The sequence below is a fragment of the Aromatoleum toluolicum genome (assembly GCF_012911005.2).
GTDB classification, from domain to species: Bacteria; Pseudomonadota; Gammaproteobacteria; order Burkholderiales; family Rhodocyclaceae; genus Aromatoleum; species Aromatoleum toluolicum.
Genome location: NZ_WTVS01000072.1, coordinates 1 through 24,618 on the forward strand (window position 1 = coordinate 1; position 24,618 = coordinate 24,618).

A 24,618-nucleotide genomic window follows, 5' to 3' on the forward strand; every position below is an offset into this window, starting at 1 on the left:
TCCCCGCCCCCCGCCGTCTTCATGCGCTCCGCGCGCCCGCTGCGGCCGGCGGCCAGCGCCGACATCGGCACGAGCAGCGTGTCCTTCGCCGACGCGACGACGAAGAACACCTGTGCCGTCATCTGCGTCATCAGCGCCTGGTTCGGGTTGGAGACGTCGAACAGCGCGTTGTAGAGCACGACGTTGTTCTGCACCACCGGCGTCGGCTCGACCTTGCGTAGCTTGCCCTCCCAGCGCCGCCCCTCGCCGCCGAGGATGGTGAAGTAGGCGTCCATGCCGAGGCGCAGGCGGCTCACGTCCGCCTCCGAGACCTGGGTCTGCACCGTCATCGTCGACAGGTCCGCGACGCGCAGGATGACAGGCGCCTGCTGGCTCGCGATCAGCGTCTGGCCCTGGCGCGCGGTGATCGACACGACGGTGCCGGACATCGGCGCGTAGATGCGCGCGTAGTTCAGGTTGGCCTCGTCCGCGCGCAGGTTGGAGTCGGTCTGGTCGATCTGCGCCTTGATCGCCTCGACCTGCGCCTGCGCCGACAGCAGCGCCGCCTCGGCGTTCTGCAGGCTCTCGCGCGTCGTGGCGTCCTCGGCCATCAGGTTGCGCTGGCGCTTCACCTGCACATCGGCCAGCGTCCGGCTCGCCTCGCGGTCCATCAGCTGCGCGCGCAGGTTGCGCAGTTGCGCACGGGTCGCGTCGACGCGGCTCTGCAGCACCACCGGGTCGATCTCGGCGAGCAGATCGCCCGCCTTCACTTCCGACCCGACCTCGACATGGATCTTCTTCAGCTGGCCCGACACCTGCGCGCCGACATCTACGTAATCCCGCGGCTGCAGCGTGCCGGTGGCCGTGACGACGTCCTCGATGTCCCCGCGCGTCACGGTCGCAAATTGGTAGCGCGCCATCTCGTCGGGCGGCGCGAAATACCGGGTCCACGCGAACCATCCGCCCGCTCCCAGTACACCGAGGGTGACGAGGGCAATCACGGCGCGGCGCAGTCGGCGCGGTTTGGACGCGGGGGTGGATGTCATGTTCTCGTTCGGCAGGTTTCAGGATTGTGGCGGATCGCGGCGGATCTTCCCCCGCCGCGCCACGGGTTGGCAAATGGATATTCGTTCCGTGCGGGTGCATGCGCCACTTCGCAAGGATAGCGAATGAATTATGTCGCTTTGTATCGTAATGAAGGCAGGGGTTCCCGACGCGATCGGGAGCGCGGAATGCGGCGAGGGCGCGGAAGATATGTGGGAGCGGCTTCGGCCGCGAATCGACAGCGTCACAAGCGACGCCGCCCATTCGCGGCCGAAGCCGCTCCCACGGGAGGGGTTTGCCCCCCGGGTCAGTGCTCGGGAACGGTGATGAAGCCCATCTTCTGGATGCCTGCGGCGCGCGCCGCCGACATGATCTCGGCGAGCTTCTGATAGCGCGTCTCGCGGTCGGCGCGCAGGTGCAGTTCGGGCTGCACCGGCTGGGCCGCGGCCGCGGCGAGTCGCGTGCCCAGTTCCTCGTCGCCGATCTTCTGGTCGTTCCAGTACAGGGCGCCGGCCGCGTCGAGCGCCAGCGTCACGGTGTCGGGCTTCTCGTTGCTGGACTGGCTCGCCGCCGTCGGCAGGTCGATCTTGACCGAGTGCGTGAGCAGCGGCGCCGTGATCATGAACACGATCAGCAGCACCAGCATCACGTCGATGAGGGGGACCATGTTGATCTCGCTCATCGGCGCCGAGCTGCCCTGCTCGTTGAAGCTGCCGAAGGCCATCACGCCGCTCCCGCGAGCTTGGCCGCCGTAGCCGCCGCAGCCGCCGGTGCGACGGCGCGCGGGGCCTGTTCGGCGGGGGCGCTCGCAAGCCGCGTCCCGGTCGTGAACCACGCCAGCAGGTCGTGCGCGAACGCATCGAGTTCGGAGAGCTCGAGACGATTCGCCCGCGTGAAGGTGTTGTACGCGAGCACGGCCGGAATCGCGACGAACAGGCCGAAGGCCGTCATGATCAGAGCCTCGCCGACGGGGCCGGCGACCTTGTCGAGCGTTGCGACGCCCGAGGTGCTGATGCCGATCAGGGCATGGTAGATGCCCCACACGGTTCCGAACAGGCCGACGAAGGGCGCGGTCGAGCCGATGGAGGCGAGCACCGTGAGTCCCGATTCGAGTTGCGCGGTCGACAGGGCGATCGACTTGCGCAGCGCGCGCGTGACGAATTCTTCGGCGTCGAGCTTGCCGCCCAGCGTGTCCGCGGCGGTATGGCGGCGCAGGTGCTCGGCCGCGGCCGCGCCCTGGCGCGCAAGCGCCTCGAAGGGCGAGTCCGGCGCCACCTGCGACACGCGACGCAGGCCTTCGTCGAGGCTGGCCGCACTCCAGAAGCCCTCGACCGCGCTGTCGAAGCGACGCGCGCGCAACTGGCGCGTCGTGCGCACGGCGATCAGGTACCAGCTTGCGACCGACATCACCACGAGGGTGAAGGCGACGAGTTTGATGACGATATCCGACTGGGCCCAAAGGTGGGACAGCCCGAAAGTGTCGGTGAGCATGTTCAGTTTCCTTCGAGTTTGAAGACGATGGGGACGATGACCGCCGCGGCGACGGGCTGCCCGCCCTGTTTGGCCGGCACGAAGCGCCAACGCTGCACCGCCTCGCGGGCCGCCGTGTCGAGGCGTGCGTAGCCTGAACTCTCCGCCAGATCGACCTGCGCGGGCAAGCCCTCCGCGGTCACCTGCACGCGCAGCATCACCTTGCCCTCTTCGCGCATGCGGCGCGACAGCGGCGGGTAGGCGGGCGCGGGGTTGTTCAGGTAGGCCGCGTCGAAACGGGCGGCAATTACGGCAGGCGGCGCTTCGGGGGCAGGGCGCGCCGGCGCTGCGGGCGGGGCCGGAGGTGTCGGCGCGACGGTCTCGCGTACGGGTTCCGGCGTCGCCTGCGGCGGAGGCGTTTCGCTGCGGATCGCAGTCGGCGCCTCGGTCACCTTCGGTGCGGGTTTCGGTGCGCGCGTCTGCGGGCGCGGGGCCGGCTTCGGCGGCGGTTCGACGACGGGCCGGGGCGGGGGCGGCGCCACGGTCGGCACGGGCACGGGCAGCTCGATCAAGGCGACCGAAATCGGCGTCTCGGCCTCGGCGACGGGTTGCCGGGCGAGCTGCGCCAGGCCCGCGAGGCCTGCGGCGTGGGCGAGCACCACTAGCGCGAGGAGCAGCGGCTGCGCGCGGCGGCCTCTGCGCGCGGCGCGCGCGGTGACCGCCTCCTGCGGCGCTGCCGGCTCGCGCGGCGGCGCAAAACTGAGCGACCGACGCCCCGAGGGATTCAGCTGTGGCGCGCAGGACGCCGACGGCAGGGCGTGGGATTGGGCCATATATAGCCGGACTGGTCGCAGCGCTCAGCGGATCAGCTGATCGATGAGCAGCGCCGCGAACGCCAGGTACAGCACGAGGCGGTGCGTGGCAAAGGCGGGGCCGTGCGGCAGCGCCGGATCCTTGAGATCACCCACGGTTCGGGAATGCATGTTTGCCAGTTCTCCGTTCGATCAATGACGCTGGCTCGTTCTGCGGGAGAACTGGCTTGCGGGTGTTTGAGTGCGCCGGCACTGCCAGGGGCGGCGCAAAGGGTGGGCGCGCGTCAGCTCGCGCTGCCCATCTGCGACTGCAGGTAGTTCTGCAGTCCGACCTTGTCGATCAGTTCGAGTTGCGTTTCCAGGTAGTCGATGTGCTCCTCGGTGTCCTCGAGGATCTCCTCGAAGACTTCCCGCGACACGTAGTCCTTGCAGGACTCGCAGTACGCGATCGCCTCGATCAGCTCCGTGCGTCCGCCCTGTTCGAGCTTGAGGTCGCCCTGCAGGCATTCGGGAACGTTCTCGCCGATCATCAGCTTGTTGAGGTTCTGCAGGTTCGGCAGCCCCTCTAGGAACAGCACGCGCTCGATCAGCTTGTCGGCGTGCTTCATCTCCTCGATCGACTCTTCGTACTCGTGATGGCCGAGTTTGCCGAGGCCCCAGTTCTTGTACATGCGCGCATGCAGGAAGTACTGGTTGATTGCGGTGAGTTCGATGGTCAGCTGCTTGTTGAGGTATTGAATGACTTTCTTGTCGCCTTTCATACGGCCTCCACGGCAAGGAAATACGAGGGCGCGAAGCCGGCCATCACCGGTTTTGCGGTCGCCGTCTGTTCCGCCATCGCTGTGCGCAGGCAGTCGCGTGCGCAGGTCGCGCAGCGGCCGCATTCGCCTGCGACGCCAAGCCGGGTCCGCAGCTCGCGCAAGGTCGAGACGCCCTCGCTGACTGCCTCGCCGATGTGGCGTTCGGTCACTGCGTTGCAGATGCAGACATACATAGTCTAGCCTCGTTGTTCCGTTTGTCGTGGTGGTGGGGGCGGATTACTTCGTCAGGATAAGTTTCCCGGCACGCGTCGCGCGGAGCACGTAGCGGATGCCGTCATGGTCGATCGTCACGCAGGTCTGGCCGAGCAGCAGCCGTTCGCTGGGAATCACGGCACTTGCCGGATGGCCGGCATCGCGGGCGTGCGGCGCGGCTTCCGCGGAGCGGGGAACGGGGTAATGCGGATGGGCCTGTGCCTGCATGATGTGAGCGGTAAAGCAAATAGGAACGATTCGCATTACAACATCGAGCGCTTGCCCGGTCAACTCCCCTGTGTTCTGATCGCCACCCATCACGCCCACGCCCATGCATCGCCTTACGCGTCCGTCCCGGCGCGCAAGGCCGCCGCGGATTCCGGAGAACCGAGAGATGTCCGAAGCCTATGTGATCGAAGCCGCCCCGCGTCCCGCCGTGCCCGTCGCGGGAGGCGGATTGTTTCCTGTGCGCCGCATCTACTGCATCGCGCGCAACTACGCCGCGCATGCACGCGAGATGGGCGGGGATCCGAGCCGCGAGCTGCCCTTCTTCTTCACCAAGCCGGCCGATGCCGTCTTGCCCGTTCCCACGGGCAGTTGCGGCGAGTTTCCCTATCCGCCGGCCAGTAGCGACGTCCACCACGAGATCGAACTCGTCGTCGCACTCGGGGCGGGCGGCAGCAATCTCACGCCCGACGCTGCGCGCGCCTGCATCTGGGGCTACGCCGTGGGGCTGGACATGACGCGCCGCGACCTGCAGGCCGAAGCGAAGGCCCTCGGCCGGCCGTGGGACAGCGGCAAGGCCTTCGACTGCGCCGCGCCGATCTCGCAGATCGTCCCGGCTGCGGGGCGCGTCCTCGATGCGGGCGAGATCCGCCTCGACATCAACGGCGAGATGCGCCAGCGCGGCGACCTTTCCGACATGATCTGGACGATCCCCGAGATCATCGCCTTCTTCTCCCGCTACTACCGCCTGGAAGCGGGCGACCTGATCTTCACGGGGACGCCGGAGGGTGTCGGGCCGGTCGTCGTCGGCGATCGCCTGCGCGGCGTCGTCGCCGGTGTCGGTGAACTGGCGCTTCAGGTCGTCGCGCCGCGCTGAGCTCCCGAGGCTCCCGAGTCGGGGCCGGGCGCCTCAAAGCAGAGGGGTCAGGGCAGGCGCAACAGCACCCTCACGCGCCCGTCCGCCTCGGCGGCGGGCATGTAGCCGATGAGGTTGGGCTGCGCCGCGAGCCACAGCCGCAGCTGGGCCACGCTCTCCGCCTGCTGGGGCGGCAGCGCGCGCCCGGTGAACACCATGCGTGACCAATGGGCGCGGATCTGGTTGGCGTTCTTGCGCGTCAGTTGCTGGTAGAACTGGTCGCGCACCGCTCCCGTGGGCAGGTCTGCCAGGGTCACGACGCTGCCGTCGGGCAGCGTGTGCGCGCGGCCGAGGTAGAACTGCTCCGCCTGCTCGGGCGTGAGGTCGGGCAGCGGGCTGCGGGCGCCCGCGACGATGACGATCTGGGCGAGCGCGCAGGGCGCTGCCAGCAGCGAAACGAGGAGGAAACAGGCGCGAACCAAGCGAATCACCGGCGCTCCCTCAGAAACTCAGGTCAAGCGACAGGCTGAACGTGTTCAGCGTACGCCCGCCTATGCGAGTCGTCTGCGCGTCGCCCCGCGGGGCATATGAGCCCCAGGCGTCATCGTCCGGCCTGGCCTGCGTGACTTCCGCCTTCACGGCGGCGTAGGCGGCGAGCTCCCAGCGGGCACCCAGGGTGACGCTGCGCTGGGCGTTGTTGCGCGATACCTGGAACAGGTTCCACGCGGCTGCAAGCCGCCCGGGCGGCAGTCTGGCCTCGGCAAACTGTTCATCCAGCGTCTGGTGCGCCACCACCACGTACGGCATCACCGGGCCGAAGCGCCTGCCCAGGCTCAGGTACCAGCCGTGTGCGCTCACAACGTAGCGGTTGGTCTTGCGCCGCGCGAACTCGCCGATGAGCTGCCAGCTGCCGTCGTCCCACTGCACGCCGACGGAATCGAAGCGCGTACGACCGTGCGTGCCCGACAGGTCGGCAATCACCCCGCCCTGGCCGGTCAGTTGCAGAATGTTCGAGACCGCGAGGAACAATGTGTCGCCGCGCTCCAGCGTGAACGTGCCTTCGCCGTGACCCAGGTGCAGCGAGAAATCGCCGCGGCTCAGCCCCAGGTTCACGCCGAACACCTCCTTCAGGCGTGCTTTGCCCTGGGGGAACGGAATGCGACCGCCTCCATAGTACGGATGGATCTCGATGTCGAAGGCGCCCAGCCTCCCGTTGTAGATGAAGTCGATTCCGTCGAGGTCGTTGAAGGGATTGAGTCCGTAAACTTCGACCGGCGGGCGCACCCAGGGATTCGCGTAGTTCACGTAGAGCGAATCCGACAGCATGAAGAAGGGCACGCGAACGCGGCCGAGACGCATCGACAGGCCGGGTGCGAGCGTCTGCCGGAAGAAGGCGAGCGTCAGCTGTGGATCCTGGCTCGCGTCGCCGTCCTCGCGCACCAGCCCTTGCAGCGTGATGTCGTTGTAGGGCGTGAGACGCAGGCTGCCCTGGACGCCGACGAGAGTGTCCGGGCTGAAATCCGGATCCTTCGTTCCGGGAAAATTGACCCCATAGCGCGTAAACCACACGTCCTTGTCGTCCGTGGTCACCGCGCCCAGCGTGCCAAAGCCGGAAAGCTCGAAGCGCGGCGGAGATGCCGGTGCGTCGGTTTCCGCATGTGCCGGTGCCACGGCGAGCGCGAGGAGGATCGTCGCGGCTTTGCGGCGGAGTTGCCTCATCAAGCTCATGCACTGGCCTCCTGGGCCAACTGTTGGCCGAACAGCAATTGTTCGACCGCGTCGTCATCGAGCGGACGTGCGAACAGGTATCCCTGACCGTAGTCGCAGCCCATCCCGAGCAGCAGTTCCGCCTGCCGCGTAGTTTCGATGCACTCCGCGACCACGCGCATTCCAAGGTCGTGGGCGAGCTCGATGCTGCGTGCGACGATCGTGCGCAGGCGCTCGTCGTTCTCCAGTGAGCGTACGAAGGACCCGTCGAGCTTCACGAGATCGCAGGGGATCGTGTGCAGGTAGCTCAGTGCCGAGTAGCCCGTGCCGAAGTCGTCGATCAGCACCGACATCCCTGCCGTGCGCAGATTCTGCAGGATCTCTGCGGCGGGCCCGTCCGGTTGGGCGAGTACGCTCTCGGTGACCTCGAAGCGCAGCATCTCGCGTGGCAGGCCGTGGCGGTCCACCTCGGCGATGATTTCGCCGGCGAGATCCGGGCGCGCGAACTGCGTCGCCGACAGGTTGACGCTGACCTTGGGAACGGCGGCATGGCTGCAAGCGCGCTCGCGCCACTGGGCGATGCGCTCGCAGGCTCGCGTCAGCACCAGCATGTCGAGCTCATGGATCAGCCCCAGTGTTTCGGCCAGCGGCACGAAGAGATTCGGCGGCAGCATGCCGCGGCCGGGGTGGCGCCAGCGCACGAGTGCCTCGAAGCTCGCGATCGACCCGCTGTCGAGCTCGACGATGGGCTGGAAATGCACGCTGAGTTCGTTGCGCGTCAGCGCGTCGCGCAGATCGCCCTCGAGCTGCAGGCTTTCCAGCGCCTGCGCGTGCATGGAGGCATGGAAGATCGCCACCGAGTCGCCGCCGCGCTGGCGCGTGCGCTGCAACGCGTTGTCCGCATCGCGCAACATCGTGTCGCCGTTCTCGCTGTCCTGGTAGTCGCTGCTCAGCGCCATGCCGATGCGGAACTTCGGATACAGGATCTGGCCCGCGACACTGGTCGGCTTGGCCAGGAGCTCGCGCAGCGCCTCCGCGAGGCGCAGGGCTTCGGCGGGATTCTCGATGCGGTTGAGCAGCAGTGCGAACTGGTCTCCGCCCACCCGTGCCGCGATATCGCCGTAGCGCAGCGTTTCCTGGAGCGTGCGCGCGACCTGTCGCAGCAGCGCATCGCCGGCCTCGTGACCGAAACTGTCATTCACGAGGCGGAAGCGTTGCAGGTTGATCGCCAGCACCGCGAAGTCCTGCCCGCCCCCGCGGCGCTGCTGCCCGAGGGCGCTGCGCACGTGTTCGAGGAAGAGGGCGCGGTTCGGCAGTCCGGTCAGGCCGTCGTGCAGCGCGTCATACTGCAGGCGCACCTGTGCCAGCTTGTGGTCGTGCACGTCGCTGATCGATCCGGCCATGCGCACGGCGCGGTCGTCGCCGCCGCGCACCGCGACCCCCCGCGTCATGACCCAGCGGTAGGCGCCGTCGGGCTGGCGCGCCCGATATTCGCACTTGAACTGGGTACTGAATCCCTTCAGGTGCTCGATCATTTTCGCCCGGTAGCCCGGCGCATCGTCGGGGTGGATGCCAGTGAGGACTTCTTCGGGGCTGTAGTAGAGGCGTCCGGCCGTCAGGCCCGCGATTTCGCAGTAGCGTGGCGAGCAGTAGACCTGACCCTCGGGGATGTTCCAGTCCCACAGGCCGTCGTGCGCGCCCTGGATCGCCAGCTCGTAGCGCTGTTCGCTGGTCTTCAGGCGTTCGGCCGAGTCCTGCAGTTCGCCGATGCGGTCCTGCAGGTTCGCCGCCATCACGTTGAAACGCCGTGCCAGTCGGGCCAGTTCGTCGTGGCCGTTCTCGGGCAGGCGGTGGTCCAGCTTGCCCGCCGCGATCGCCTCGCTGCCCGCGAGCAGGCGGCTCAGGTTGCGTGTCAGCAGGTAGCCGATGCCCGACAACAAACCGAAGGTCAGCAGGATCTCCGCCAGCGCGATCCCAGCGCCCTGTTCGGTGATCGCCTTGCGCGCTGCCGCCAGCACCGACACGGACACGCCGAACTGCAGGAACCCGACCTCGTTGCGTTCGAGCAGCAGCGGCCGGCGCACGTGCACGACCCCTCCGCCGGCGCCGCCCCGGGCGTTGGCGTGGTCGACCTCCGGCAAGGGCTGCATGTCCGGCAAGCCGGCGTTGACGAGCACGCGCCGGTCCGGCGCGACGATGCGCACGTAGATGAGGCCTTCGTCGGCCTCGCTCAGCAGTTCGCCGAGCACGTCCTGCAGGGCGTCGAACTCGCCCATGTCGCCATACGCGACCGCCATCGCATGCAGCATCGTGGCGTTCTGGTTGACGAGCGTATTGAGGCTCGCATTCGTCGCCTGGTTCATCAGGCGGACGCTGTTCGCGAGCAGCAGCGTCAAGAGCACGACCTGCACCACGGTGCTGGCGAGCAGCAGCCGCATGCGGATCGAGCTGAGACGGAGCGAGAGTTTCACGATCGGCGCCGGTCCTGTGCTTATCGTCGTGCGAGGCGCCTGACGCCCGCGGCGGCGTCGATACGGCCCGTGTCCACGAATGCCTCGACGTTGTCGACGATGCGGTCGGGGTCGTACAGGTAATTGACCATGACGCCCCACGACTGGCCGAGCCCCTTCGCCGAGGTGTCGGCGAGCCAGTTGAGCCGCTCGACGCGGGCGCCGTTGCCGAGATGGAAGCGGGCGACGGGATCGAGCGGCAGTTTGTCGCGCTTGGCCTCGAGGAGGTAGGCGGCAGTTGCCTTGAGCAGCGGATCGCGCAGCGCGCGCGCGAGTGCCGGGTTGCCCGCCCACTCCGGGTCGCCCGCAAGCACCCGCGCGAGGAGGGGGGATTCCGGCCCTTCGATGCCGGCAGCGGCAAGGCGCTTCCAGTCCTCTTCGCCGAACGTGGCTACGATCTCCTTGGCATTCCTGGCCGCCCACTTCACGAGCCCCGGGATAGGCGACAGCGTCGCAAAGGTCTTCAGGCGGGGGAAATCGCGCTGCAGGTCATCGACGACGCGCTTGAGCAGGAAGTTGCCGAAGGAAACCCCGCGCAATCCGTCCTGCGTGGCGCTGATCGAATAGAAGATCGCCGTGTCGGCACGCTCCGCGTCCGCCGCCGGTGCGTTCTCGTCGAGCAGCTTCTGGACGTTGTCGGCGAGGGCGTCGAGCAGCGCGATCTCGACGAAGATCAGCGGTTCCTGCGGCATGCGCGGATGGAAGAAGGCATAGCAGCGGCGGTCCGAGCCGAGCCGGTTCTTGAGATCCTTCCACGAGCGGATCTCGTGCACCGCCTCGTACTGGACGATCTTCTCCAGCAGCGCCGCGGGAGAGTTCCAGGTCACCCGCGCAAGTTCGAGGAAGCCGACGTCGAACCACGCCGTGAGGCGCGCCTCGAGTTCACGGTCGAGCGACTTCAACTCCTTGTCGTCGTCGAGAAAGCGCAGCAGGTCGGCGCGCAGGTCCACGAGGAACTTCACGCCCTGCGGAATCGCGTTGAACTGGGTCAGGATGCGGATGCGCGACGAGCGCATCGCCGCGCGCAGCTGCGCCTCGGCATCCCACTGCTTCGACGTGCCGACGGCAGCCTGATAGGCCTCGTGCGCCTTGGCGATGCGTTTCGGCTCGGGGCCGAACTCGAGTGCGATGATGCGCAGGAAGGCATGCCGGCCGGCGTCGTCGAGTTTCAGGTAGGTGTCGGCAAGGCGTGCCGCGCGGATGCGCGTCGAGACCTCGCCCCCCCGGTTCTCCGCACATTCGTGCAGCAGACGGCGGATCCGGTCCAGCTGCTTCTCGGTCGGTTCGCCGTTGCGGCCGGTCGCGCCGGCGACGATTTCGCGGACTTTCGAAAGACTGCGCGATACCAATCCGGGTGCCATCTGCACTCTCCTTTGCATCATCCTGCCAGAAATGTACATGTCATCGTGCGAACTTTCGCACGGTGCCGGCATGCCGGCCATGTCATCCGGTTATTCTGTTGCGCCCGTCTGCGCGGGCGTCGATCATCCTTCAGCGGGTGCCTGCACCCTTGCCGCGACTCGCTGCGAGCAGCCATGCTCCGGCGACAAACATCGGCACGCACAGCCACTGCGCCGTCGACAGCCCCAGCGAGAGAATGCCGAAAATCCCCGGATCCGGGGTACGGAAGAATTCCGCTGCAAAACGCAATGTCGCGTATCCGATCAGGAACATCGCCGACACCGCCCGCGCCGGGCGTGGCGTTGCCGCATACAGCCACAGCAGCACGAACAGCAGGAGCCCCTCTCCGGCCGCCTGGTAGAGCTGCGACGGATGGCGCGGCAGATTGTCGACCCACGGGTAGATCATCGCCCAGGGCAGCTCGCCGTCCACCGGCCGGCCCCACAGCTCGCCGTTGATGAAGTTGCCGATGCGCCCCGCGGCGAGGCCGGTCGGCACCAGCGGCGCAATGAAATCCGTGACGGCCCAGAAACCCTTGCCCGTGCGCCTGCCGTACAGCCACATCGCCGCCAGCACGCCGAGGAAGCCGCCGTGGAAGCTCATCCCGCCTTTCCACACGGCGAGGATCTCGGCCGGATGCGCGAGATAGTAGGCCGGCTGGAAGAACAGCACCTCGCCCAGCCGCCCGCCGATCACGACGCCCAGCATCCCGTACATCAGCAGGTCGTCGATCTGCTGCGGCGTCCATCCCGTTTCGGGGCGGCGGCGCGCGTGGGCGCGTCCGAGCAGCATGAACAGCACGAACGCGACGAGATACATCAGGCCGTACCAACGGACCGACAGCGGTCCGATCGACAGGGCGATCGGGTCGAACTGCGGATGGATCAGCATGGTCGCCAAGCGCTCCGCTTCAGTCGAACTGGGCGCGGAAGGTGTCGAACTCGCTGCGCAGCCGGTCGAGTTCCTCGCGCAGGCGGCGCACCTCGTCTTCCAGTTCGGTCGTGCGTCCGCGTACCGCGCCGCCGGCGGGTGCGCCCGCGAGCGACTCGCCCATCGCCTCGAAGGCCGCCGCTCCGCCCAGCAGGTGCGCGTAGCGCGTCTCCTTGGTGCCCGGTGCGCGCGGCAGGGCGTCCGCCATGGGCGGGTATTTCTCCGCGAGGTGCTCCAGCACCGTCTCGACCGCACCGATGTCGTCAAAGCGGTGCATGCGTTCGGCGCGCTGGCGGATTTCCCCGGCCGTCTGCGCGCCGCGCAGCAGCAGCACGGCGAGGACGGACTGTTCGGGCGGGGGCAGCGAATGGCGCAGGCGCACGAGGTGCTCGTACTTCGCCACGCGTCCGCTCGCCTGATCGCGCCGCGACACCAGCTTGCGGGCCATCAGGCTGTCAACCGCGGCCTGGACTTCCCCGTCCGACAGGCTCATCACGGGGTCGCGCCCGGTCAGCTGGTTGCAGCCGGTGACGATGCCGTTCAGGGACAAGGGATAGGCGTCCGGGGTCACGAAGGCCTTTTCGATCAGCACGCCCAGCACGCGGATTTCTATCGGATCGAGGTCGAAGCCATCGGTGGCGGAATCGGGGGCGCTTTGCTCGGTCATGGTTATCGTTGGTGTCGGCGCAGGTGTTCGGGTGGGCAATGATAGCCGAGCGTCGTTTCCCTTCGGTTAGAATTCCAAGACTTGATTCCGCGTGACGCACCGCCGATGCAGCGTGCGCCCGAACCCCTGAGCCGAGGACACCATGCCCCAATATCGTTCCCGTACCTCCACCGCCGGCCGCAACATGGCGGGTGCCCGCGCACTGTGGCGCGCCACCGGCATGAAGGACGGCGATTTCGAAAAGCCGATCATCGCCGTCGTCAACAGCTTCACGCAGTTCGTGCCGGGGCACGTGCACCTGAAGGATCTCGGCCAGCTCGTCGCGCGCGAGATCGAAGCCGCGGGTGGCGTCGCCAAGGAATTCAACACCATCGCCGTCGATGACGGCATTGCGATGGGCCACGGTGGCATGCTGTATTCGCTGCCCTCGCGCGAGCTGATCGCCGACAGCGTCGAATACATGGTGAACGCGCATACCGCCGACGCCATGGTGTGCATCTCGAACTGCGACAAGATCACCCCGGGGATGCTGATGGCCGCGCTGCGCCTCAACATCCCGGCGATCTTCGTCTCGGGCGGTCCGATGGAAGCGGGCAAGGTCAAGTGGGAAGCCAAGGTGATCTCGCTCGATCTCGTGGATGCGATGGTCAAGGCCGCCGACAGCAGCTGCTCGGACGAGGAGGTCGATGCGATCGAACGCTCGGCGTGTCCGACCTGCGGTTCGTGCTCGGGGATGTTCACGGCAAACTCGATGAACTGCCTCACTGAGGCGCTGGGCCTGTCGCTGCCGGGCAACGGCACCGTGCTCGCGACGCACGCCGACCGCGAACAGCTCTTCCGCAGGGCCGGCCGCACCATCGTCGACATGGCCCGCCGCCACTACGAACACGACGACGCTTCGGTCCTGCCGCGCTCGATCGCGAGCTTCAAGGCCTTCGAGAACGCGATCAGCCTCGACGTCGCGATGGGCGGTTCCACGAACACCGTGCTGCACCTGCTGGCCGCCGCCCGCGAGGCGCAGGTGGATTTCACGATGGCCGACATCGACCGCGTCTCGCGCAAGGTGCCGTGCCTGTGCAAGGTCGCGCCCGCGGTGGCCGACGTGCATATCGAGGACGTGCATCGCGCCGGCGGCATCATGGGCATCCTCGGCGAGCTCAATCGCGCCGGCCTGCTGCACGCCGAAGTGCCGACCGTGCATAGCAAGACCCTCGGCGAAGCGATCGCGCGCTGGGACATCATGCAGGCGCACGATAACGCCGTGTTCGAGTTCTACAAGGCCGCACCGGGCGGCGTGCCGACCCAGGTCGCGTTCTCGCAGAACCGCCGCTGGAACGAGCTCGACATGGACCGTTCCAAGGGCATCATCCGCGACCGCGCCAACGCCTTCACGCAGGACGGCGGACTCGCCGTGCTGTACGGCAACATCGCCGAGAAGGGGTGCATCGTGAAGACGGCCGGCGTCGACGAGTCGATCTGGAAATTCACCGGCAAGGCGCGCGTGTTCGAGAGCCAGGAAGCGGCGGTCGAAGGCATCCTCGGCGACAAGGTCGGCGCGGGCGACGTCGTGATCATCCGCTACGAAGGCCCGAAGGGCGGCCCCGGCATGCAGGAAATGCTGTACCCGACGAGCTACCTGAAGTCCAAGGGGCTGGGCAAGGCGTGTGCGCTGCTCACCGACGGACGCTTTTCCGGCGGCACCTCAGGCCTCTCGATCGGCCACGCCTCGCCCGAGGCGGCGTGCGGCGGCGCCATCGCGCTGGTGGAGGAGGACGACACGATCGAGATCGATATCCCCAACCGCAGCATCCGCCTGGCGGTGAGCGACGACGAACTCGTCCGGCGCCGTGCCGCGATGGAGGCGAAGGGCAGTCAGGCGTGGAAACCGGTCAATCGCCAGCGTGTCGTGTCTGCCGCGCTGCAGGCCTACGCAGCACTCACGACCAGCGCCGATACCGGCGCCGTGCGCGACGTGAGCCAGGTGCAACGCTGACGCGATGAGCTTGCGCGCAGCGTTCGACGGCGGCAGGTCCTGAGATGCTGGCCTGGCTGAAGCGTCTCTTCGGTATCGAGCCCGAGCGGCCGGCATTCTCGCCGGCCATTCCTGTTCAGCCGCGCGAACCGTCGCCGTCCGCGGCGCCGCAGCAGGCGTCGCCCGCGACCCCGCCGGCAGCGCCGCCGCCGGCTGCCGTGCCGCCCCCGGCTGCGGAGCCGGCTGCCGCGAACGTCGTGCCGCTCTCGGCCGAGGGCGAGGCGGGTCCGGCCGACGCGGCGCTTTCGTTGCTGTGCCGCAGCGAAATGCTCGATCGCGACCAGAACCTGACCGGCTACGCCTTCGAGCTGCGCGAGGACGTCGCCGGACGCATCCGTGCAACGGGGCGGCGGGCGCGCGATTTCCTCGACAGCCTGCTCGTCGAGCAAATCGACCGTTATGGCCATGGCGCGGCGCTGAAAGCCCGCCGGGTGTGCCTGCGAGTGTGGGAGGGCTTCCTCGCCAATCCCGCACTGGAGCGACTGCAGGGCCTCGATGCGACGCTGCTCGTGCGTCCCGAGCTGCCCACGCGTGGCGCGTCCGCCGAAACGTTGGCGAGCGCTGCGCGCCTGCGCGCGGCCGGCGTGCAGATCGTGCTCGATCACGGCGAGCCCGGGGTGTGGCTCGACAGCATGCTGCCGCAGGCCGATGCGGCGCTGTTCCGCATGGGGTTCTGCCTGCCCGAGGACCTCGGCCTGTACATCCGTGCGGTGCGGCAGCGACGCGCCGACCTGCCCGTGTGGGCCTGGGAGGTGGGTACGCCGGACGAGTTCGAACTCGCGGCCAAGCTCGGCTGCACGGCGTTCTCCGGCGGCTTCGTGACGCGCCGCGAAGACTGGAAGGGCAACTCGCTGTCGCCGCACGGCATGCGCCTCGCATCCCTGCTGCAGCGCCTGCGCAGCGGCGTGGATACCCAGGAAATAGCCGTCATCCTCAAGCACGACCTCGCGCTCGCGTATCGGCTGCTGCGCTACGTGAATGCGGCCGCGTGGGGGCTCAATCACCACATCAGCTCGGTCGAACAGGCGATCCTCGTGCTCGGGCAGCAGCCGCTGCAGCGCTGGGTGTCGATGATGCTGCTGGGCAGCGCGCGCAGTGCGCCGGGCGCCGCGGTCGTGATGGAGGATGCCCTCGTGCGCGGCCGTCTGCTGGAGCTCCTGGGCGGTCTGCGCGGCGAACGCGATCCCGCCGCCCAGCTTTTCGTGCTGGGCCTGTTCTCGCTGCTCGACGTTGCATTGAAGGTGCCGCTCGAGGACGCGATCCGCCCGCTGAAGCTGCCCGACCCGATGCAGGATGCCCTGCTGAATCAGCGCGGGCCGATGGCGCCGTATCTCGAACTGGTGCTCGCATTCGAGCGCGGCGATGCACAGCGCGTGACGTCGTTTGCCAGTGTGCTGGGCATCGATGTCGGCGAATTGAACCGGCTGCAGTTCGAGGCGCTCGATTGGGTGCATTCGGCCGAGGCCTGATCGGACCGCCTTGACCGCCTCCCGGGGCGCCTCTACCATCCCGCCGATGGACGCAGAACTCAATAAACTCGAGAACCAGGTCGAACAGATCGTCGGCCTGCTCGAATCGTGCCGCGCGGAAGGGCGCGAGTTGCGCACGCGCGTCGTGCGCCTGGAGGCCGAGAACCGTGCGCTGACGGACAAGGTCCGCCTTGCAACGGAAAAGCTCGAAGCCTTGCTCGCGCAGTTGCCGGAATCCTGACATGCCCACCGACTCCCTCGACATCTCCCTGCTCGGGAAGACCTACTCCGTCGCCTGTCGCCCGGAGGACCGCGAAGGTCTGCTCGCGGCCATGGCCTTCCTCGAAGAGAAACTCAACAGCCTAGCGGCGCGGACGAATGCGTCCGGCGAGAAACTGGCTGTCATGACCGCGCTGAATATCGCGCACGAATTTTTGCAGTTTCAGCGCTCCGGCGGGTTTGACATGCAGGCCGCGAAGCGTAGAATCGGTCTCGTGAATGCGCGGCTCGATGGAGTCTTGGCGCAGCAGGAAAAGCTTTTCTAACAGGTAGTTAGCGCGGGTTGGTGCGTATGTAAGGTCAATCCCCGCTGTGTCGTCGAAGTCGTAGATTCCTTGGACCAATGTCGAGAGACTTGGTCGCGGACCATGGATGCCGCAGGTGTGCACGCCCCTAGCCGGGTGAGCCTGATGCGGAAGGAAAGCGACCTCCCTGAACCCCAGGTTCAGGATGCCGACGGAGGCGACACTGCGGGGGCCAAACGAGAGAGGCGCGGATTTCGGTCCGCGCCTCTTTTTTGCTTTTTTTGCCGTGTCCGGCGCGGGGGCCGGGACGTTGCGGAGCGGATTCCGCACAGCTTCGGGAAAGGATTGATGGAATTCGATGTGTGGTGGCTGAGCTACCTCGCGCTGGGGGCCTTCGCCGGCTTCTTTGCCGGCCTGCTGGGGGTCGGCGGCGGCGGGATCATGGTGCCGGTCCTGGCTTCGCTGTTCGTTGCGCAGGGGATGCCGCGCGACAACGTCGTGCATCTGGCGCTCGGCACCTCGATGGCGGCGATCGTGATGACTTCCATCGCGAGCCTGCGCGCGCACCACAAGCACGGCGCGGTGCGCTGGGACATCGTGCGCTTCATCGCGCCGGGGATTCTCGCCGGCACCTTCGCGGCGACCTTCATCGCCTCGCGGATCGAGTCGCAGCCGCTGGCGATCTTCTTCGCCTGTTTCATGGCTTACGTGTCGCTGCAGATGCTCGCGAACGTCAAGCCCAAGCCCTCGCGCGAGCTGCCCGGGCCGGTCGGGATGAGCGCCGTGGGGGCCGGCATCGGCGGGATTTCGGCGCTGGTGGCGATCGGCGGCGGGTCGCTGTCGGTGCCGTTCATGACCTGGTGCAACGTGAAGGTGCATCAGGCGATCGGCACTTCGGCGGCGATCGGCCTGCCGATTGCGCTCGCGGGCACGGTCGGCTATCTGGTGAATGGTTGGGGCAGTACCGGGATGCCCTCATACAGCCTCGGATTCATCTACCTTCCGGCGCTGGTGCTGATCAGCGTCGTGAGCACCTGGACCGCGCCGCTGGGCGCACGGCTCGCGCACCGGCTTCCGGTCGCGGTGTTGAGGAAGATTTTCGCCGGCGTGCTGATGCTGCTATCGGCCAAGATGTTGCACGCGCTGTTCTTCTGAACGGCGACAGGGAACGAATGGAGTGGATGCGATGAGCTGGAACATGTGGTTGGCATTTCTTGCGGCGGCGGTGGTGATCGCCGTTTCGCCGGGGCCTGGGGCGGTGCTGAGCATGGCAACGGGGCTGCGCCACGGCTATGCGATCGCGCTGCGCGCGATCCTGGGCCTGCAGACGGCGCTGCTGATCCAGCTCGCGATCGTCGTGCTCGGCCTGGGCGCCGTGCTGGCGGCGTCGGCGACGGCCTTCCTGATAGTCAAGATCGCCGGGGCCGGCTATCTGATCTGGCTCGGTGTGCGCAAATGGCGCGCGCCGGTCGAGTTGCTCGACGACGGGGCCGCGGCGCGCGACGCCCGCGGCGTGTATCTGCAGGGCGTGCTGGTGAACCTCACCAATCCGAAGGCCATCGTCTTCATGGTCGCGCTGGTGCCGCAGTTCATCGACCCGCAGCTGCCGCAGTGGCCGCAGTTCTTCATCATCGCGGCGACGATGGTCGGGACCGACATGGTCGTGATGTCCTGCTACGCGCTGCTCGCCGGCCGCTGCCGGCGCTGGCTGCGCAGCCCGCGCATGATGAAGGCGCAGAACCGCGTGTTCGGCGGGATGTTCGTCGCGGCGGGGTCGCTGCTCGCCGCGTCGTCGCGCTGAAGCGGCCGTACGCAGCAGTCCTAGCGGCTGCCCGGGGTCATGCCGTCCAATAGCGTGCGCAGGTTGTGGCGCATCATCGCCACGTAGGTCGGTGCCGGGCCGTCGGCGGCCGAGAGCGCATCCGAATACAGCGTGCCGCCGAGGCGCGCGCCGCTCTCCTTGCGGATGCGCTCGATCAGGCGCGGGTCGCTGACGCTCTCGACGAATACCGCGGGCACGTTCTCGTGCCGCAGCTGGCGGATGAGCTTCGCGACGCCGGCCGCCGAGGGCTCCGACTGGTTGCTGATGCCGGCCGGGGCGAGGAAGCGCACGCCGTAGGCGTGGGCGAAGTAGCCGAAGGCGTCGTGGGCGCTGACGACCTTGCGCCGTTCGGCGGGAATCGCGGCCAGGGCATTGCGGATGTCTCTGTCCAGCGCCTTCAGCTCGGCCGCATAGCGCGTGGCATTGTCGCGATAGACCTTCGCGTTCGCCGGATCGGCCTGCGCGAGCGCGTCGGCGATGTTCGCGACGAAACGCTGCGCGCGCACGACGTCCTGCCACGCGTGGGGATCGACGGCGTCCTGATGGGATCCCTTGCCATGGCCGTGCGCGTCGTCGTGCTCGTCGGCGGCGGCGATCGGTTCGACGCCGTGGCTGGCGACGAGGACGCGACCCTTGTACCCCGCTGTCTGCGCCAGCCGCTCGAGCCAGGGGTCAAATCCCATACCGCTGGCGACCACCAGCTGCGCGGCGCCGATGCGGCGGGCGTCGGAGGGGCGCGGCTGGAAGTTGTGTGCGTCCTGGTCGGCCGCGACGAGCATCGTGACCTTGACCCGGTCTCCCCCGACCTGGCGGATGAAGTCGCCGAGGATGCTGAAGCTCGTGACCACTTCGAGGGGGGCTGCCTGTACCGGATGGGCGGCGAGGCCGAGCAGCGCGAGGAATGGTGCAATGAGGGGGGCGAGCAGGCGGTGCAGGAGGTGGCGCATGCGTGTGTGCAGAAGTTCAGGACTCGAGGTGGGGGCGGCGGTTCAGCCGGGCGCCCAGCATGCCGCCCGGGGCGAGGATCAGCGACAGCAGGTAGACGATGCCGGCGGCGAGGATGATCGCCGGCCCGGCGGGAACGTCCGCGTGGAAGGAGGCGAGCAGCCCGCCGATGCCGCTCGCGAAGGCGATGAGGACGGCGAGGCCGAGCATCGCCGGCAGGCGCTTGACCCACAGGCGTGCCGCGGCCGAAGGCAGGATCATGATGCCGACCGCCATCAGCGTGCCGAGGGCATGGAAGCCGGCGACGAGGTTCAGCACCACGAGCACCAGAAAGCCGTAGTGCGCGATCGGGCTCGCGGCGCTGACGCCGCGCAGGAAGGCGGCATCGAAGCATTCGAGTACCAGCGGCCGGTATAGCAGTGCAAGGGCGACGAGCGTCGCGGTCGTGATCGCGCTGATCAGCAGCAGCGAGGGGTCGTCGAGCGCGAGCACGGAGCCGAACAGCACGTGCAGCAGGTCGAGGTTGCGTCCGCGCAGCGACACGATCATCACGCCGGTGGCGATCGACAGCAGGTAGAAGGCCGCGAGGCTGGCATCTTCCTTGAGGATGGACGAGCGCGCGACGAGGCCGGCCGCGAGCGCGACGACGATGCCGGCGATGATGCCGCCGACGGTCATCGCCCCGAGCGACAGGCCGAAAGCGAGATAGCCGAGCGCGGCGCCGGGCAGGATCGCGTGCGCCATCGCGTCGCCCATCAGACTCATGCGCCGCAGCAGCAGGAACACGCCGACCGGCGTCGCCCCCAGCGCAAGCGCGAGACATCCCGCGAGCGCTCGGCGCATGAACTCGAAATCGGCAAAGGGGCCGAAGAGGGTTTCCGCGATCATGCGGCCTCCGCTTCGGGGCGGTGGCACACCGGAGCGGTGGCGTCGAACTCGCCGGCAAGGCGGCGCGCGGTGGCGAGGCGTTCGGGGGTGAGGATCTCGTCGGTCGGGCCGAAACCGAGGCATTCGCGCGCGAGCAGCAGGCACTCGGGGAAGTGGCGTCGCACCAGGGTGAGATCGTGGAGAACGGCGAGGATGGTCCGTCCTTCGGTATGCCACTGCAGGATCAGGGCGATGAGGTCCTCGATCGTGCGCGCGTCGATCGCGTTGAACGGCTCGTCGAGCAGGAGGAGGTTCGCGTCCTGCAGCATCATCCGCGCAAAGCGCGCGCGCTGCAGCTGGCCGCCGGAGAGGGTGCCGATCTGGCGCGCCTCGAAGCCCGACAGTCCGACTGCCGCGAGGGCTGCACGCACGCGCTCGGCCTGGCTGCGGCTGAGTCCGCGGAAGGCGCCGATCTCGCGCCACAGCCCCATCGATACCATGTCGAAGACGGATACGGGGAAGCTGCGATCGAGTTCGCTCTGTTGCGGCAGGTAGGCGATCCCACCCTTGCCGGCGTGCACGCGGAAGCGGCCTTGCAGCGGGGGCAGCTCCCCGGTCAGGGCCTTGAAGAGTGTCGACTTGCCCGCGCCGTTGGGTCCGACGATCGCGACCAATGCACCGGGGGCGATACTGCATCTGAGGTGGTGGACGGCCGGATGGCGGTCATAGCCCAGGGTCAGGTTGTCGAGTTCGAGGATTGCGTCGTGCGCGTTCATGCGAGGGCCCAGCCTACGGTGAGCCAGAGCACGGCGGCTGCGCCGGCTGCGAGGGCGACGCGTGCGCCGACGCCGAGCAGCAGCGCGGTACCGGGGAAGGGGGCGGCGACGGCGCCGTGCACATGGCCGTCTTCATGGTCATGGTGGTGGTGAGTGTGCGGGAGCGCACTGCTCGATGTCGGGGGCATGATCTCTTCGTGTCGGGGCATTGTTGTTATTGACCGGGTCGCGGGCGGGGCGTCGCGCAATCAGGCCTTTGCCCCGCGCTGGCGACCGCAATCCGCGCAGGTGCCGTGGAACACCAGTTCGGCCCGTTCCGGCTGGTATCCGGCGGGCAGCGTGAACTGTTCGTCGGGGCGGATCGATTCGAGGCACAGCACGTGGCCGCAGCGGTCGCAATGGAAGTGCGCGTGCTGGCTGCGGGGCTCTCCGCCCGCCTTGAAGCGCCGCGCGCGGTCGGGGCCGATGATGCGATGCGCGAGCCCCTGCTCGACGAGCCAGTCGAGCGTGCGGTACAGCGTCACGCGGTCGTGCGGCATGCCGTCCGCCGCAAGCCGTGCCGCGACATCGTCGTGGTTCAGCGAGCGCGGGCTGTCCTGCAGGATCTCGAGCACGGCGATGCGCGTGCGCGTGACGCGGCCGCCGCAGGCGGCTATCAGGTGGGCGGCAGGAGAACTATCCGGAGTGGGCATCGCGGGCGGGGAATCTGGCAGCTAATGCAACATTGTAGCATTAGCTGCCAGATTCCCCGCCGGCTGCTCAGTGCTCCTGCAAGGCGCCGAGCTCGCGCTGCAGCAATCCCGGGTCGCCGAGATTGAGCTCCAGCAGGCGGCGCAGATGGGTGATGCTGTCGAGATCGATCTCGCGGCATGCAAGCCCGATGCAGCCATTTTCGGCATGCACGACGTCCCCCTCCATGCGGATCGCCGTGCCTTCGTCGTCGAGTGCGATTTCGAGCAGGCAGCGTTCGCCCGGCCCTGGGACCACGTCGGGCGCCGACCGGATCAGGGCGCCCTTGAGCGACAGGTCGCGGACGTCGCACGGGGCTTCGCGGTCGCCGACCAGCAGGCGGGCGCCTGTGTTGAAGCGGATGCGCGAGAAATGCCTGCGTTGCGCTTGCTGCATGGCGATGTCCTTGCAAGATGCATGGTGAGGCGGTGGAGACGGTTGTCCATGCTCGATTCTGGGGCGGAGTCGCCATCGTCGCAAGGGCGCATCGCGCTACGGGAGTGCGCGCCAGGTCATCGTCGCGCGGTGTGAAGTCTGAGCAGCCTGTCACGTACCGGTTTCCGGGGAGGTGGGACAATTTACCCGGTTGACGCATATTGTTACGTTTGCTGCGAGAATTGCAGACGCGACCGGGCGCAGGTCATCATGATCACATGGCGGGAAATTGCGTGTCAGAAGTGTTCGAACTCAATGGCGTGTTTGCGCGCGCCGAAAGCAATGCGAATGAGATGCACGCGGAGGCCGATGCGCTCCTCGACTGCCTCCTGCTGATCGCCAGGGCGCACGGCGCCGCGACGACGCGGGATGCGGCGCTCGCGGGGCTGCCGCTGGAAGACGGGCGGCTCAGTCCTTCGCTGTTCGCGCGCGCGGCGAGGCGTGCCGGGCTGAGCAGCAAGCTCGTGCGCTGCGCGCCGGAAAGGCTGAATCCTTCCCTGCTGCCCGCCGTGCTCCTGCTGCAGGGCGAGAAGGCCTGCGTGCTGCTCGGGTGGAGCGAGGACGGCGAGCGCGCCCAGGTCGTGTTCCCGGAGTTGGGCGAGGCGGCGGTCGAGATGACACGCGCGGAACTCGCGGCGCGGCACGACGGCCATGCGATCTATGCCCGTCCGATGTTCCGCTTCGATGCGCGCACGCCCGAGGTGCGCTCGGTCAAGCGCCAGCACTGGTTCTGGGGCGTGATCGCGGAGAACGGGGCACTGTATCGCGACGTGCTGCTCGCGGCCTTCATGATCAATCTGTTCGCGATCGCGATGCCGCTGTTCGTCATGAACGTGTACGACAGGGTGGTGCCCAACCACGCGATCGAAACGCTGTGGGTGCTCGGCATCGGCGTGTTGATCGTGCTCGCCGGCGACCTCGTCCTGCGCACGATGCGCGGCTACTTCGTCGATCTCGCGAGCAGCCGTGCGGACGTGAAGCTGTCGGCGGCGATCATGGAGCGCGTGCTCGGCCTGCGCATGGAACAGCGCCCCGAGTCGGCCGGCTCCTTCGCTGCCAACCTGCGCGCCTTCGAGTCGGTGCGCGACTTCATCAGCTCGGCGACCGTGGTGGCCTTCATCGACGTGCCGTTCGCGCTGGTCTTCCTGATCGTCATCGGCTGGATCGCGTGGCCGCTGATGCTGCCCTTCCTCGTCGGCGTCGTCGTCCTGCTCGTGTATGCGATGACCGTGCAGGGGCGCATGCACGAACTCGCCGAAACGACCTACCGCGCGGGTGCGCAGCGCAACGCGACCCTGGTCGAAGGGCTCGTCGCGATGGAGACGGTGAAGGCGGTGTGTGCCGAAGGGCCGATCCAGCGCAAGTGGGAGAAGAGCGCGGCCCTGCTGGCACGGGTCGGCACGCAGCTGCGCCTGCTGTCGTCGACCGCGATGAACGGTGCGGCGTGGGTGCAGCAGGCCGTCAGCGTTGCGATCATCATCCTCGGCGTCTACCTCATCCGCGACAACGAGCTCAGCATGGGCGGCCTGATCGCGTGCTACATGCTGTCGTCGCGCGCGATGGCGCCGATCGGCCAGGTCGCCGGCCTGCTCGTCCAGTACCACAACGCGGCGACCGCGCTGACCTCGCTCGACAAGCTGATGAACCAGGAGGTGGAGCGTCCGGACGACACCAGTTTCATCAGCCGCCAGAGCTTCCGCGGCGAGATCGAGTTCCGCAATGTCGGCTTCCACTACCCCGGGCAGGAAACCGCGGCCCTGTCGGACATTTCCCTGCGCATCCGCGCCGGCGAACACGTGGGCATCATCGGACGCGTCGGCTCGGGCAAGACGACGCTGGAGAAGCTCATCCTGGGCCTGTACCGCCCGACTTCCGGCGCGATCCTGATCGACGGCATCGACCAGCGTCAGCTCGATCCGGCCGAACTGCGCCGCCACATCGGCTATGTGCCGCAGGACGTGATCCTGTTCTACGGGACGCTGCGCGAGAACATCACGCTGGCCAGCCCGCTGGCGGACGATGCCGAAGTGCTGCGCGCGGCGGAGACCGCGGGCGTGACGGAGTTCGCCAACACTCACCCGCAGGGCTTCGACATGCAGGTCGGCGAGCGCGGTGCGTCGCTGTCGGGCGGGCAGCGCCAGTGCGTGGCGATCGCTCGCGCGGTGATCCACCAGCCGCCGATGCTGCTGCTCGACGAGCCCACCGCATCGATGGACTTCACGAGCGAGGAGGAGCTCAAGCGCCGCCTGCGCGGCTTCGCGCAGGGGCGGACGATGCTCGTCGTCACCCACCGGACCTCGTTGCTGGAACTGGTCGACCGCATCATCGTGGTCGACGGCGGGCGGATCGTTGCCGACGGGCCCAAGGATCAGGTTGTCGATGCCTTGCGCCAGGGGCGGGTCGGG

General features: G+C 67.9%; 28 protein-coding genes. 8 read left to right on the forward strand and 20 right to left on the reverse strand.

The genetic code is table 11. From position 1 onward, the window contains the following. From GPA27_RS23415 to hemP, 8 genes are all read right to left on the reverse strand, one after another. A partial coding sequence (locus GPA27_RS23415; protein WP_169142845.1) for an efflux RND transporter periplasmic adaptor subunit occupies positions 1-1,025 on the reverse strand: 1,025 nt, incomplete at its 3' end. Between the two features lie 305 nt (positions 1,026-1,330). Further along, entirely contained in the window at positions 1,331-1,747 is a 417-nt protein-coding gene (locus GPA27_RS23420) for an ExbD/TolR family protein (protein ID WP_169142846.1), read from the reverse strand. Continuing rightward, positions 1,747-2,514: a MotA/TolQ/ExbB proton channel family protein gene (locus tag GPA27_RS23425; RefSeq protein ID WP_169142847.1), complete on the reverse strand. Its 768-nt coding sequence runs from the start codon at positions 2,512-2,514 to the stop codon at positions 1,747-1,749. Before GPA27_RS23425 ends, GPA27_RS23420 begins: the two co-directional genes overlap by 1 nt. A 2-nt stretch (positions 2,515-2,516) precedes the next feature. After that, positions 2,517-3,326: an energy transducer TonB gene (locus tag GPA27_RS23430; RefSeq protein ID WP_169142848.1), complete on the reverse strand. Its 810-nt coding sequence runs from the start codon at positions 3,324-3,326 to the stop codon at positions 2,517-2,519. Positions 3,327-3,350: 24 nt separating this feature from the next. Continuing rightward, positions 3,351-3,476, reverse strand: a complete 126-nt coding sequence (locus GPA27_RS23435; RefSeq protein WP_256223092.1) for a hypothetical protein — start codon at positions 3,474-3,476, stop codon at positions 3,351-3,353. Positions 3,477-3,589: 113 nt separating this feature from the next. Beyond that, a complete protein-coding gene (gene bfr, locus GPA27_RS23440) occupies positions 3,590-4,066 on the reverse strand; it encodes a bacterioferritin (protein WP_169142849.1) in 477 nt (158 codons plus the stop codon). Continuing rightward, on the reverse strand, positions 4,063-4,299 hold the full coding sequence (locus tag GPA27_RS23445) for a (2Fe-2S)-binding protein (RefSeq protein ID WP_169142850.1): 237 nt from the start codon (positions 4,297-4,299) through the stop codon (positions 4,063-4,065). Before GPA27_RS23445 ends, bfr begins: the two co-directional genes overlap by 4 nt. A 43-nt stretch (positions 4,300-4,342) precedes the next feature. Further along, a complete protein-coding gene (gene hemP, locus GPA27_RS23450) occupies positions 4,343-4,651 on the reverse strand; it encodes a hemin uptake protein HemP (RefSeq protein WP_246261412.1) in 309 nt (102 codons plus the stop codon). A gap of 61 nt (positions 4,652-4,712) precedes the next feature. Between hemP and GPA27_RS23455 the strand changes: the two genes are divergently transcribed. Then, on the forward strand, positions 4,713-5,420 hold the full coding sequence (locus GPA27_RS23455; protein WP_169142851.1) for a fumarylacetoacetate hydrolase family protein: 708 nt from the start codon (positions 4,713-4,715) through the stop codon (positions 5,418-5,420). A gap of 47 nt (positions 5,421-5,467) precedes the next feature. Here the strand turns inward: GPA27_RS23455 and GPA27_RS23460 are convergent, their stop codons facing one another. The 6 genes from GPA27_RS23460 to GPA27_RS23485 all read right to left on the reverse strand — a co-directional run bounded on the left by GPA27_RS23460 (position 5,468) and on the right by GPA27_RS23485 (position 12,614). Beyond that, a complete protein-coding gene (locus tag GPA27_RS23460; RefSeq protein WP_256223093.1) occupies positions 5,468-5,890 on the reverse strand; it encodes a hypothetical protein in 423 nt (140 codons plus the stop codon). Positions 5,891-5,900: 10 nt separating this feature from the next. Beyond that, positions 5,901-7,127, reverse strand: a complete 1,227-nt coding sequence (locus GPA27_RS23465) for a porin family protein (RefSeq protein ID WP_169142852.1) — start codon at positions 7,125-7,127, stop codon at positions 5,901-5,903. Next, positions 7,124-9,577 (reverse strand): EAL domain-containing protein, encoded by a 2,454-nt coding sequence (locus GPA27_RS23470; protein WP_256223094.1) that lies wholly within the window; start codon positions 9,575-9,577, stop codon positions 7,124-7,126. The genes GPA27_RS23465 and GPA27_RS23470 overlap by 4 nt, the downstream gene beginning before the upstream one ends. Positions 9,578-9,597: 20 nt before the next feature. Beyond that, the gene (locus GPA27_RS23475; RefSeq protein WP_169142853.1) at positions 9,598-10,977 is read right to left on the reverse strand and encodes a malonyl-CoA decarboxylase; all 1,380 of its coding nucleotides are present in this window, start codon (positions 10,975-10,977) and stop codon (positions 9,598-9,600) included. Between the two features lie 130 nt (positions 10,978-11,107). Then, positions 11,108-11,908, reverse strand: a complete 801-nt coding sequence (gene lgt / locus GPA27_RS23480) for a prolipoprotein diacylglyceryl transferase (RefSeq protein ID WP_169142854.1) — start codon at positions 11,906-11,908, stop codon at positions 11,108-11,110. A 19-nt stretch (positions 11,909-11,927) separates the two neighbouring features. Beyond that, positions 11,928-12,614, reverse strand: coding sequence for a YceH family protein (locus GPA27_RS23485; RefSeq protein WP_169142855.1), 687 nt, complete (start codon positions 12,612-12,614; stop codon positions 11,928-11,930). Between the two features lie 142 nt (positions 12,615-12,756). Between GPA27_RS23485 and ilvD the strand changes: the two genes are divergently transcribed. The 6 genes from ilvD to rhtB all read left to right on the forward strand — a co-directional run bounded on the left by ilvD (position 12,757) and on the right by rhtB (position 18,440). After that, positions 12,757-14,607, forward strand: coding sequence for a dihydroxy-acid dehydratase (gene ilvD / locus GPA27_RS23490; RefSeq protein ID WP_169142856.1), 1,851 nt, complete (start codon positions 12,757-12,759; stop codon positions 14,605-14,607). A 44-nt stretch (positions 14,608-14,651) separates the two neighbouring features. Further along, positions 14,652-16,115, forward strand: a complete 1,464-nt coding sequence (locus GPA27_RS23495) for an EAL and HDOD domain-containing protein (protein WP_169142857.1) — start codon at positions 14,652-14,654, stop codon at positions 16,113-16,115. Positions 16,116-16,161: 46 nt separating this feature from the next. Beyond that, positions 16,162-16,356 carry a hypothetical protein gene (locus tag GPA27_RS23500; protein ID WP_169142858.1) on the forward strand — a complete coding sequence of 65 codons (195 nt, stop codon included), beginning with the start codon at positions 16,162-16,164 and terminating at the stop codon, positions 16,354-16,356. Position 16,357: 1 nt separating this feature from the next. After that, on the forward strand, positions 16,358-16,660 hold the full coding sequence (locus GPA27_RS23505) for a cell division protein ZapA (RefSeq protein ID WP_169142859.1): 303 nt from the start codon (positions 16,358-16,360) through the stop codon (positions 16,658-16,660). Between the two features lie 327 nt (positions 16,661-16,987). Next, positions 16,988-17,794 (forward strand): sulfite exporter TauE/SafE family protein, encoded by an 807-nt coding sequence (locus GPA27_RS23510; RefSeq protein ID WP_169142860.1) that lies wholly within the window; start codon positions 16,988-16,990, stop codon positions 17,792-17,794. 31 nt (positions 17,795-17,825) lie between these two features. Continuing rightward, on the forward strand, positions 17,826-18,440 hold the full coding sequence (gene rhtB / locus GPA27_RS23515; RefSeq protein WP_169142861.1) for a homoserine/homoserine lactone efflux protein: 615 nt from the start codon (positions 17,826-17,828) through the stop codon (positions 18,438-18,440). Between the two features lie 20 nt (positions 18,441-18,460). Here the strand turns inward: rhtB and GPA27_RS23520 are convergent, their stop codons facing one another. The 6 genes from GPA27_RS23520 to GPA27_RS23545 form a co-directional block, all read right to left on the reverse strand. After that, a complete protein-coding gene (locus tag GPA27_RS23520) occupies positions 18,461-19,408 on the reverse strand; it encodes a metal ABC transporter substrate-binding protein (protein ID WP_169142862.1) in 948 nt (315 codons plus the stop codon). A 16-nt stretch (positions 19,409-19,424) separates the two neighbouring features. Then, positions 19,425-20,294, reverse strand: coding sequence for a metal ABC transporter permease (locus GPA27_RS23525; RefSeq protein WP_169142863.1), 870 nt, complete (start codon positions 20,292-20,294; stop codon positions 19,425-19,427). Then, entirely contained in the window at positions 20,291-21,049 is a 759-nt protein-coding gene (gene aztA / locus GPA27_RS23530; protein ID WP_169142864.1) for a zinc ABC transporter ATP-binding protein AztA, read from the reverse strand. Before aztA ends, GPA27_RS23525 begins: the two co-directional genes overlap by 4 nt. After that, a complete protein-coding gene (locus tag GPA27_RS23535; protein WP_169142844.1) occupies positions 21,046-21,237 on the reverse strand; it encodes a hypothetical protein in 192 nt (63 codons plus the stop codon). The genes aztA and GPA27_RS23535 overlap by 4 nt, the downstream gene beginning before the upstream one ends. 60 nt (positions 21,238-21,297) lie before the next feature. Then, positions 21,298-21,741: a Fur family transcriptional regulator gene (locus GPA27_RS23540; RefSeq protein WP_169142865.1), complete on the reverse strand. Its 444-nt coding sequence runs from the start codon at positions 21,739-21,741 to the stop codon at positions 21,298-21,300. 67 nt (positions 21,742-21,808) lie between these two features. Further along, on the reverse strand, positions 21,809-22,174 hold the full coding sequence (locus tag GPA27_RS23545; protein WP_169142866.1) for a PilZ domain-containing protein: 366 nt from the start codon (positions 22,172-22,174) through the stop codon (positions 21,809-21,811). Positions 22,175-22,506: 332 nt separating this feature from the next. On the opposite strand from GPA27_RS23545, the gene GPA27_RS23550 reads away from it, so the two are divergent. Then, positions 22,507-24,618: type I secretion system permease/ATPase (locus GPA27_RS23550; protein ID WP_169142870.1), on the forward strand; the 2,112-nt coding region annotated here is incomplete at its 3' end.

Excerpts from the sequence above, each read along its gene's own strand:
- GPA27_RS23420 (WP_169142846.1), bottom strand. The coding sequence starts at position 1,747 with ATGGCCTTCGGCAGCTTCAACGAGCAGGGCAGCTCGGCGCCGATGAGC.
- GPA27_RS23425 (WP_169142847.1), bottom strand. The coding sequence starts at position 2,514 with ATGCTCACCGACACTTTCGGGCTGTCCCACCTTTGGGCCCAGTCGGAT.
- GPA27_RS23430 (WP_169142848.1), bottom strand. The coding sequence starts at position 3,326 with ATGGCCCAATCCCACGCCCTGCCGTCGGCGTCCTGCGCGCCACAGCTG.
- GPA27_RS23435 (WP_256223092.1), bottom strand. The coding sequence starts at position 3,476 with ATGCATTCCCGAACCGTGGGTGATCTCAAGGATCCGGCGCTGCCGCAC.
- bfr (WP_169142849.1), bottom strand. The coding sequence starts at position 4,066 with ATGAAAGGCGACAAGAAAGTCATTCAATACCTCAACAAGCAGCTGACC.
- GPA27_RS23445 (WP_169142850.1), bottom strand. The coding sequence starts at position 4,299 with ATGTATGTCTGCATCTGCAACGCAGTGACCGAACGCCACATCGGCGAG.
- hemP (WP_246261412.1), bottom strand. The coding sequence starts at position 4,651 with ATGGGCGTGGGCGTGATGGGTGGCGATCAGAACACAGGGGAGTTGACC.
- GPA27_RS23455 (WP_169142851.1), top strand. The coding sequence starts at position 4,713 with ATGTCCGAAGCCTATGTGATCGAAGCCGCCCCGCGTCCCGCCGTGCCC.
- GPA27_RS23465 (WP_169142852.1), bottom strand. The coding sequence starts at position 7,127 with ATGAGCTTGATGAGGCAACTCCGCCGCAAAGCCGCGACGATCCTCCTC.
- GPA27_RS23475 (WP_169142853.1), bottom strand. The coding sequence starts at position 10,977 with ATGGCACCCGGATTGGTATCGCGCAGTCTTTCGAAAGTCCGCGAAATC.
- lgt (WP_169142854.1), bottom strand. The coding sequence starts at position 11,908 with ATGCTGATCCATCCGCAGTTCGACCCGATCGCCCTGTCGATCGGACCG.
- GPA27_RS23485 (WP_169142855.1), bottom strand. The coding sequence starts at position 12,614 with ATGACCGAGCAAAGCGCCCCCGATTCCGCCACCGATGGCTTCGACCTC.
- ilvD (WP_169142856.1), top strand. The coding sequence starts at position 12,757 with ATGCCCCAATATCGTTCCCGTACCTCCACCGCCGGCCGCAACATGGCG.
- GPA27_RS23495 (WP_169142857.1), top strand. The coding sequence starts at position 14,652 with ATGCTGGCCTGGCTGAAGCGTCTCTTCGGTATCGAGCCCGAGCGGCCG.
- GPA27_RS23500 (WP_169142858.1), top strand. The coding sequence starts at position 16,162 with ATGGACGCAGAACTCAATAAACTCGAGAACCAGGTCGAACAGATCGTC.
- GPA27_RS23505 (WP_169142859.1), top strand. The coding sequence starts at position 16,358 with ATGCCCACCGACTCCCTCGACATCTCCCTGCTCGGGAAGACCTACTCC.
- GPA27_RS23510 (WP_169142860.1), top strand. The coding sequence starts at position 16,988 with ATGGAATTCGATGTGTGGTGGCTGAGCTACCTCGCGCTGGGGGCCTTC.
- rhtB (WP_169142861.1), top strand. The coding sequence starts at position 17,826 with ATGAGCTGGAACATGTGGTTGGCATTTCTTGCGGCGGCGGTGGTGATC.
- GPA27_RS23520 (WP_169142862.1), bottom strand. The coding sequence starts at position 19,408 with ATGCGCCACCTCCTGCACCGCCTGCTCGCCCCCCTCATTGCACCATTC.
- GPA27_RS23525 (WP_169142863.1), bottom strand. The coding sequence starts at position 20,294 with ATGATCGCGGAAACCCTCTTCGGCCCCTTTGCCGATTTCGAGTTCATG.
- aztA (WP_169142864.1), bottom strand. The coding sequence starts at position 21,049 with ATGAACGCGCACGACGCAATCCTCGAACTCGACAACCTGACCCTGGGC.
- GPA27_RS23535 (WP_169142844.1), bottom strand. The coding sequence starts at position 21,237 with ATGCCCCCGACATCGAGCAGTGCGCTCCCGCACACTCACCACCACCAT.
- GPA27_RS23540 (WP_169142865.1), bottom strand. The coding sequence starts at position 21,741 with ATGCCCACTCCGGATAGTTCTCCTGCCGCCCACCTGATAGCCGCCTGC.
- GPA27_RS23545 (WP_169142866.1), bottom strand. The coding sequence starts at position 22,174 with ATGCAGCAAGCGCAACGCAGGCATTTCTCGCGCATCCGCTTCAACACA.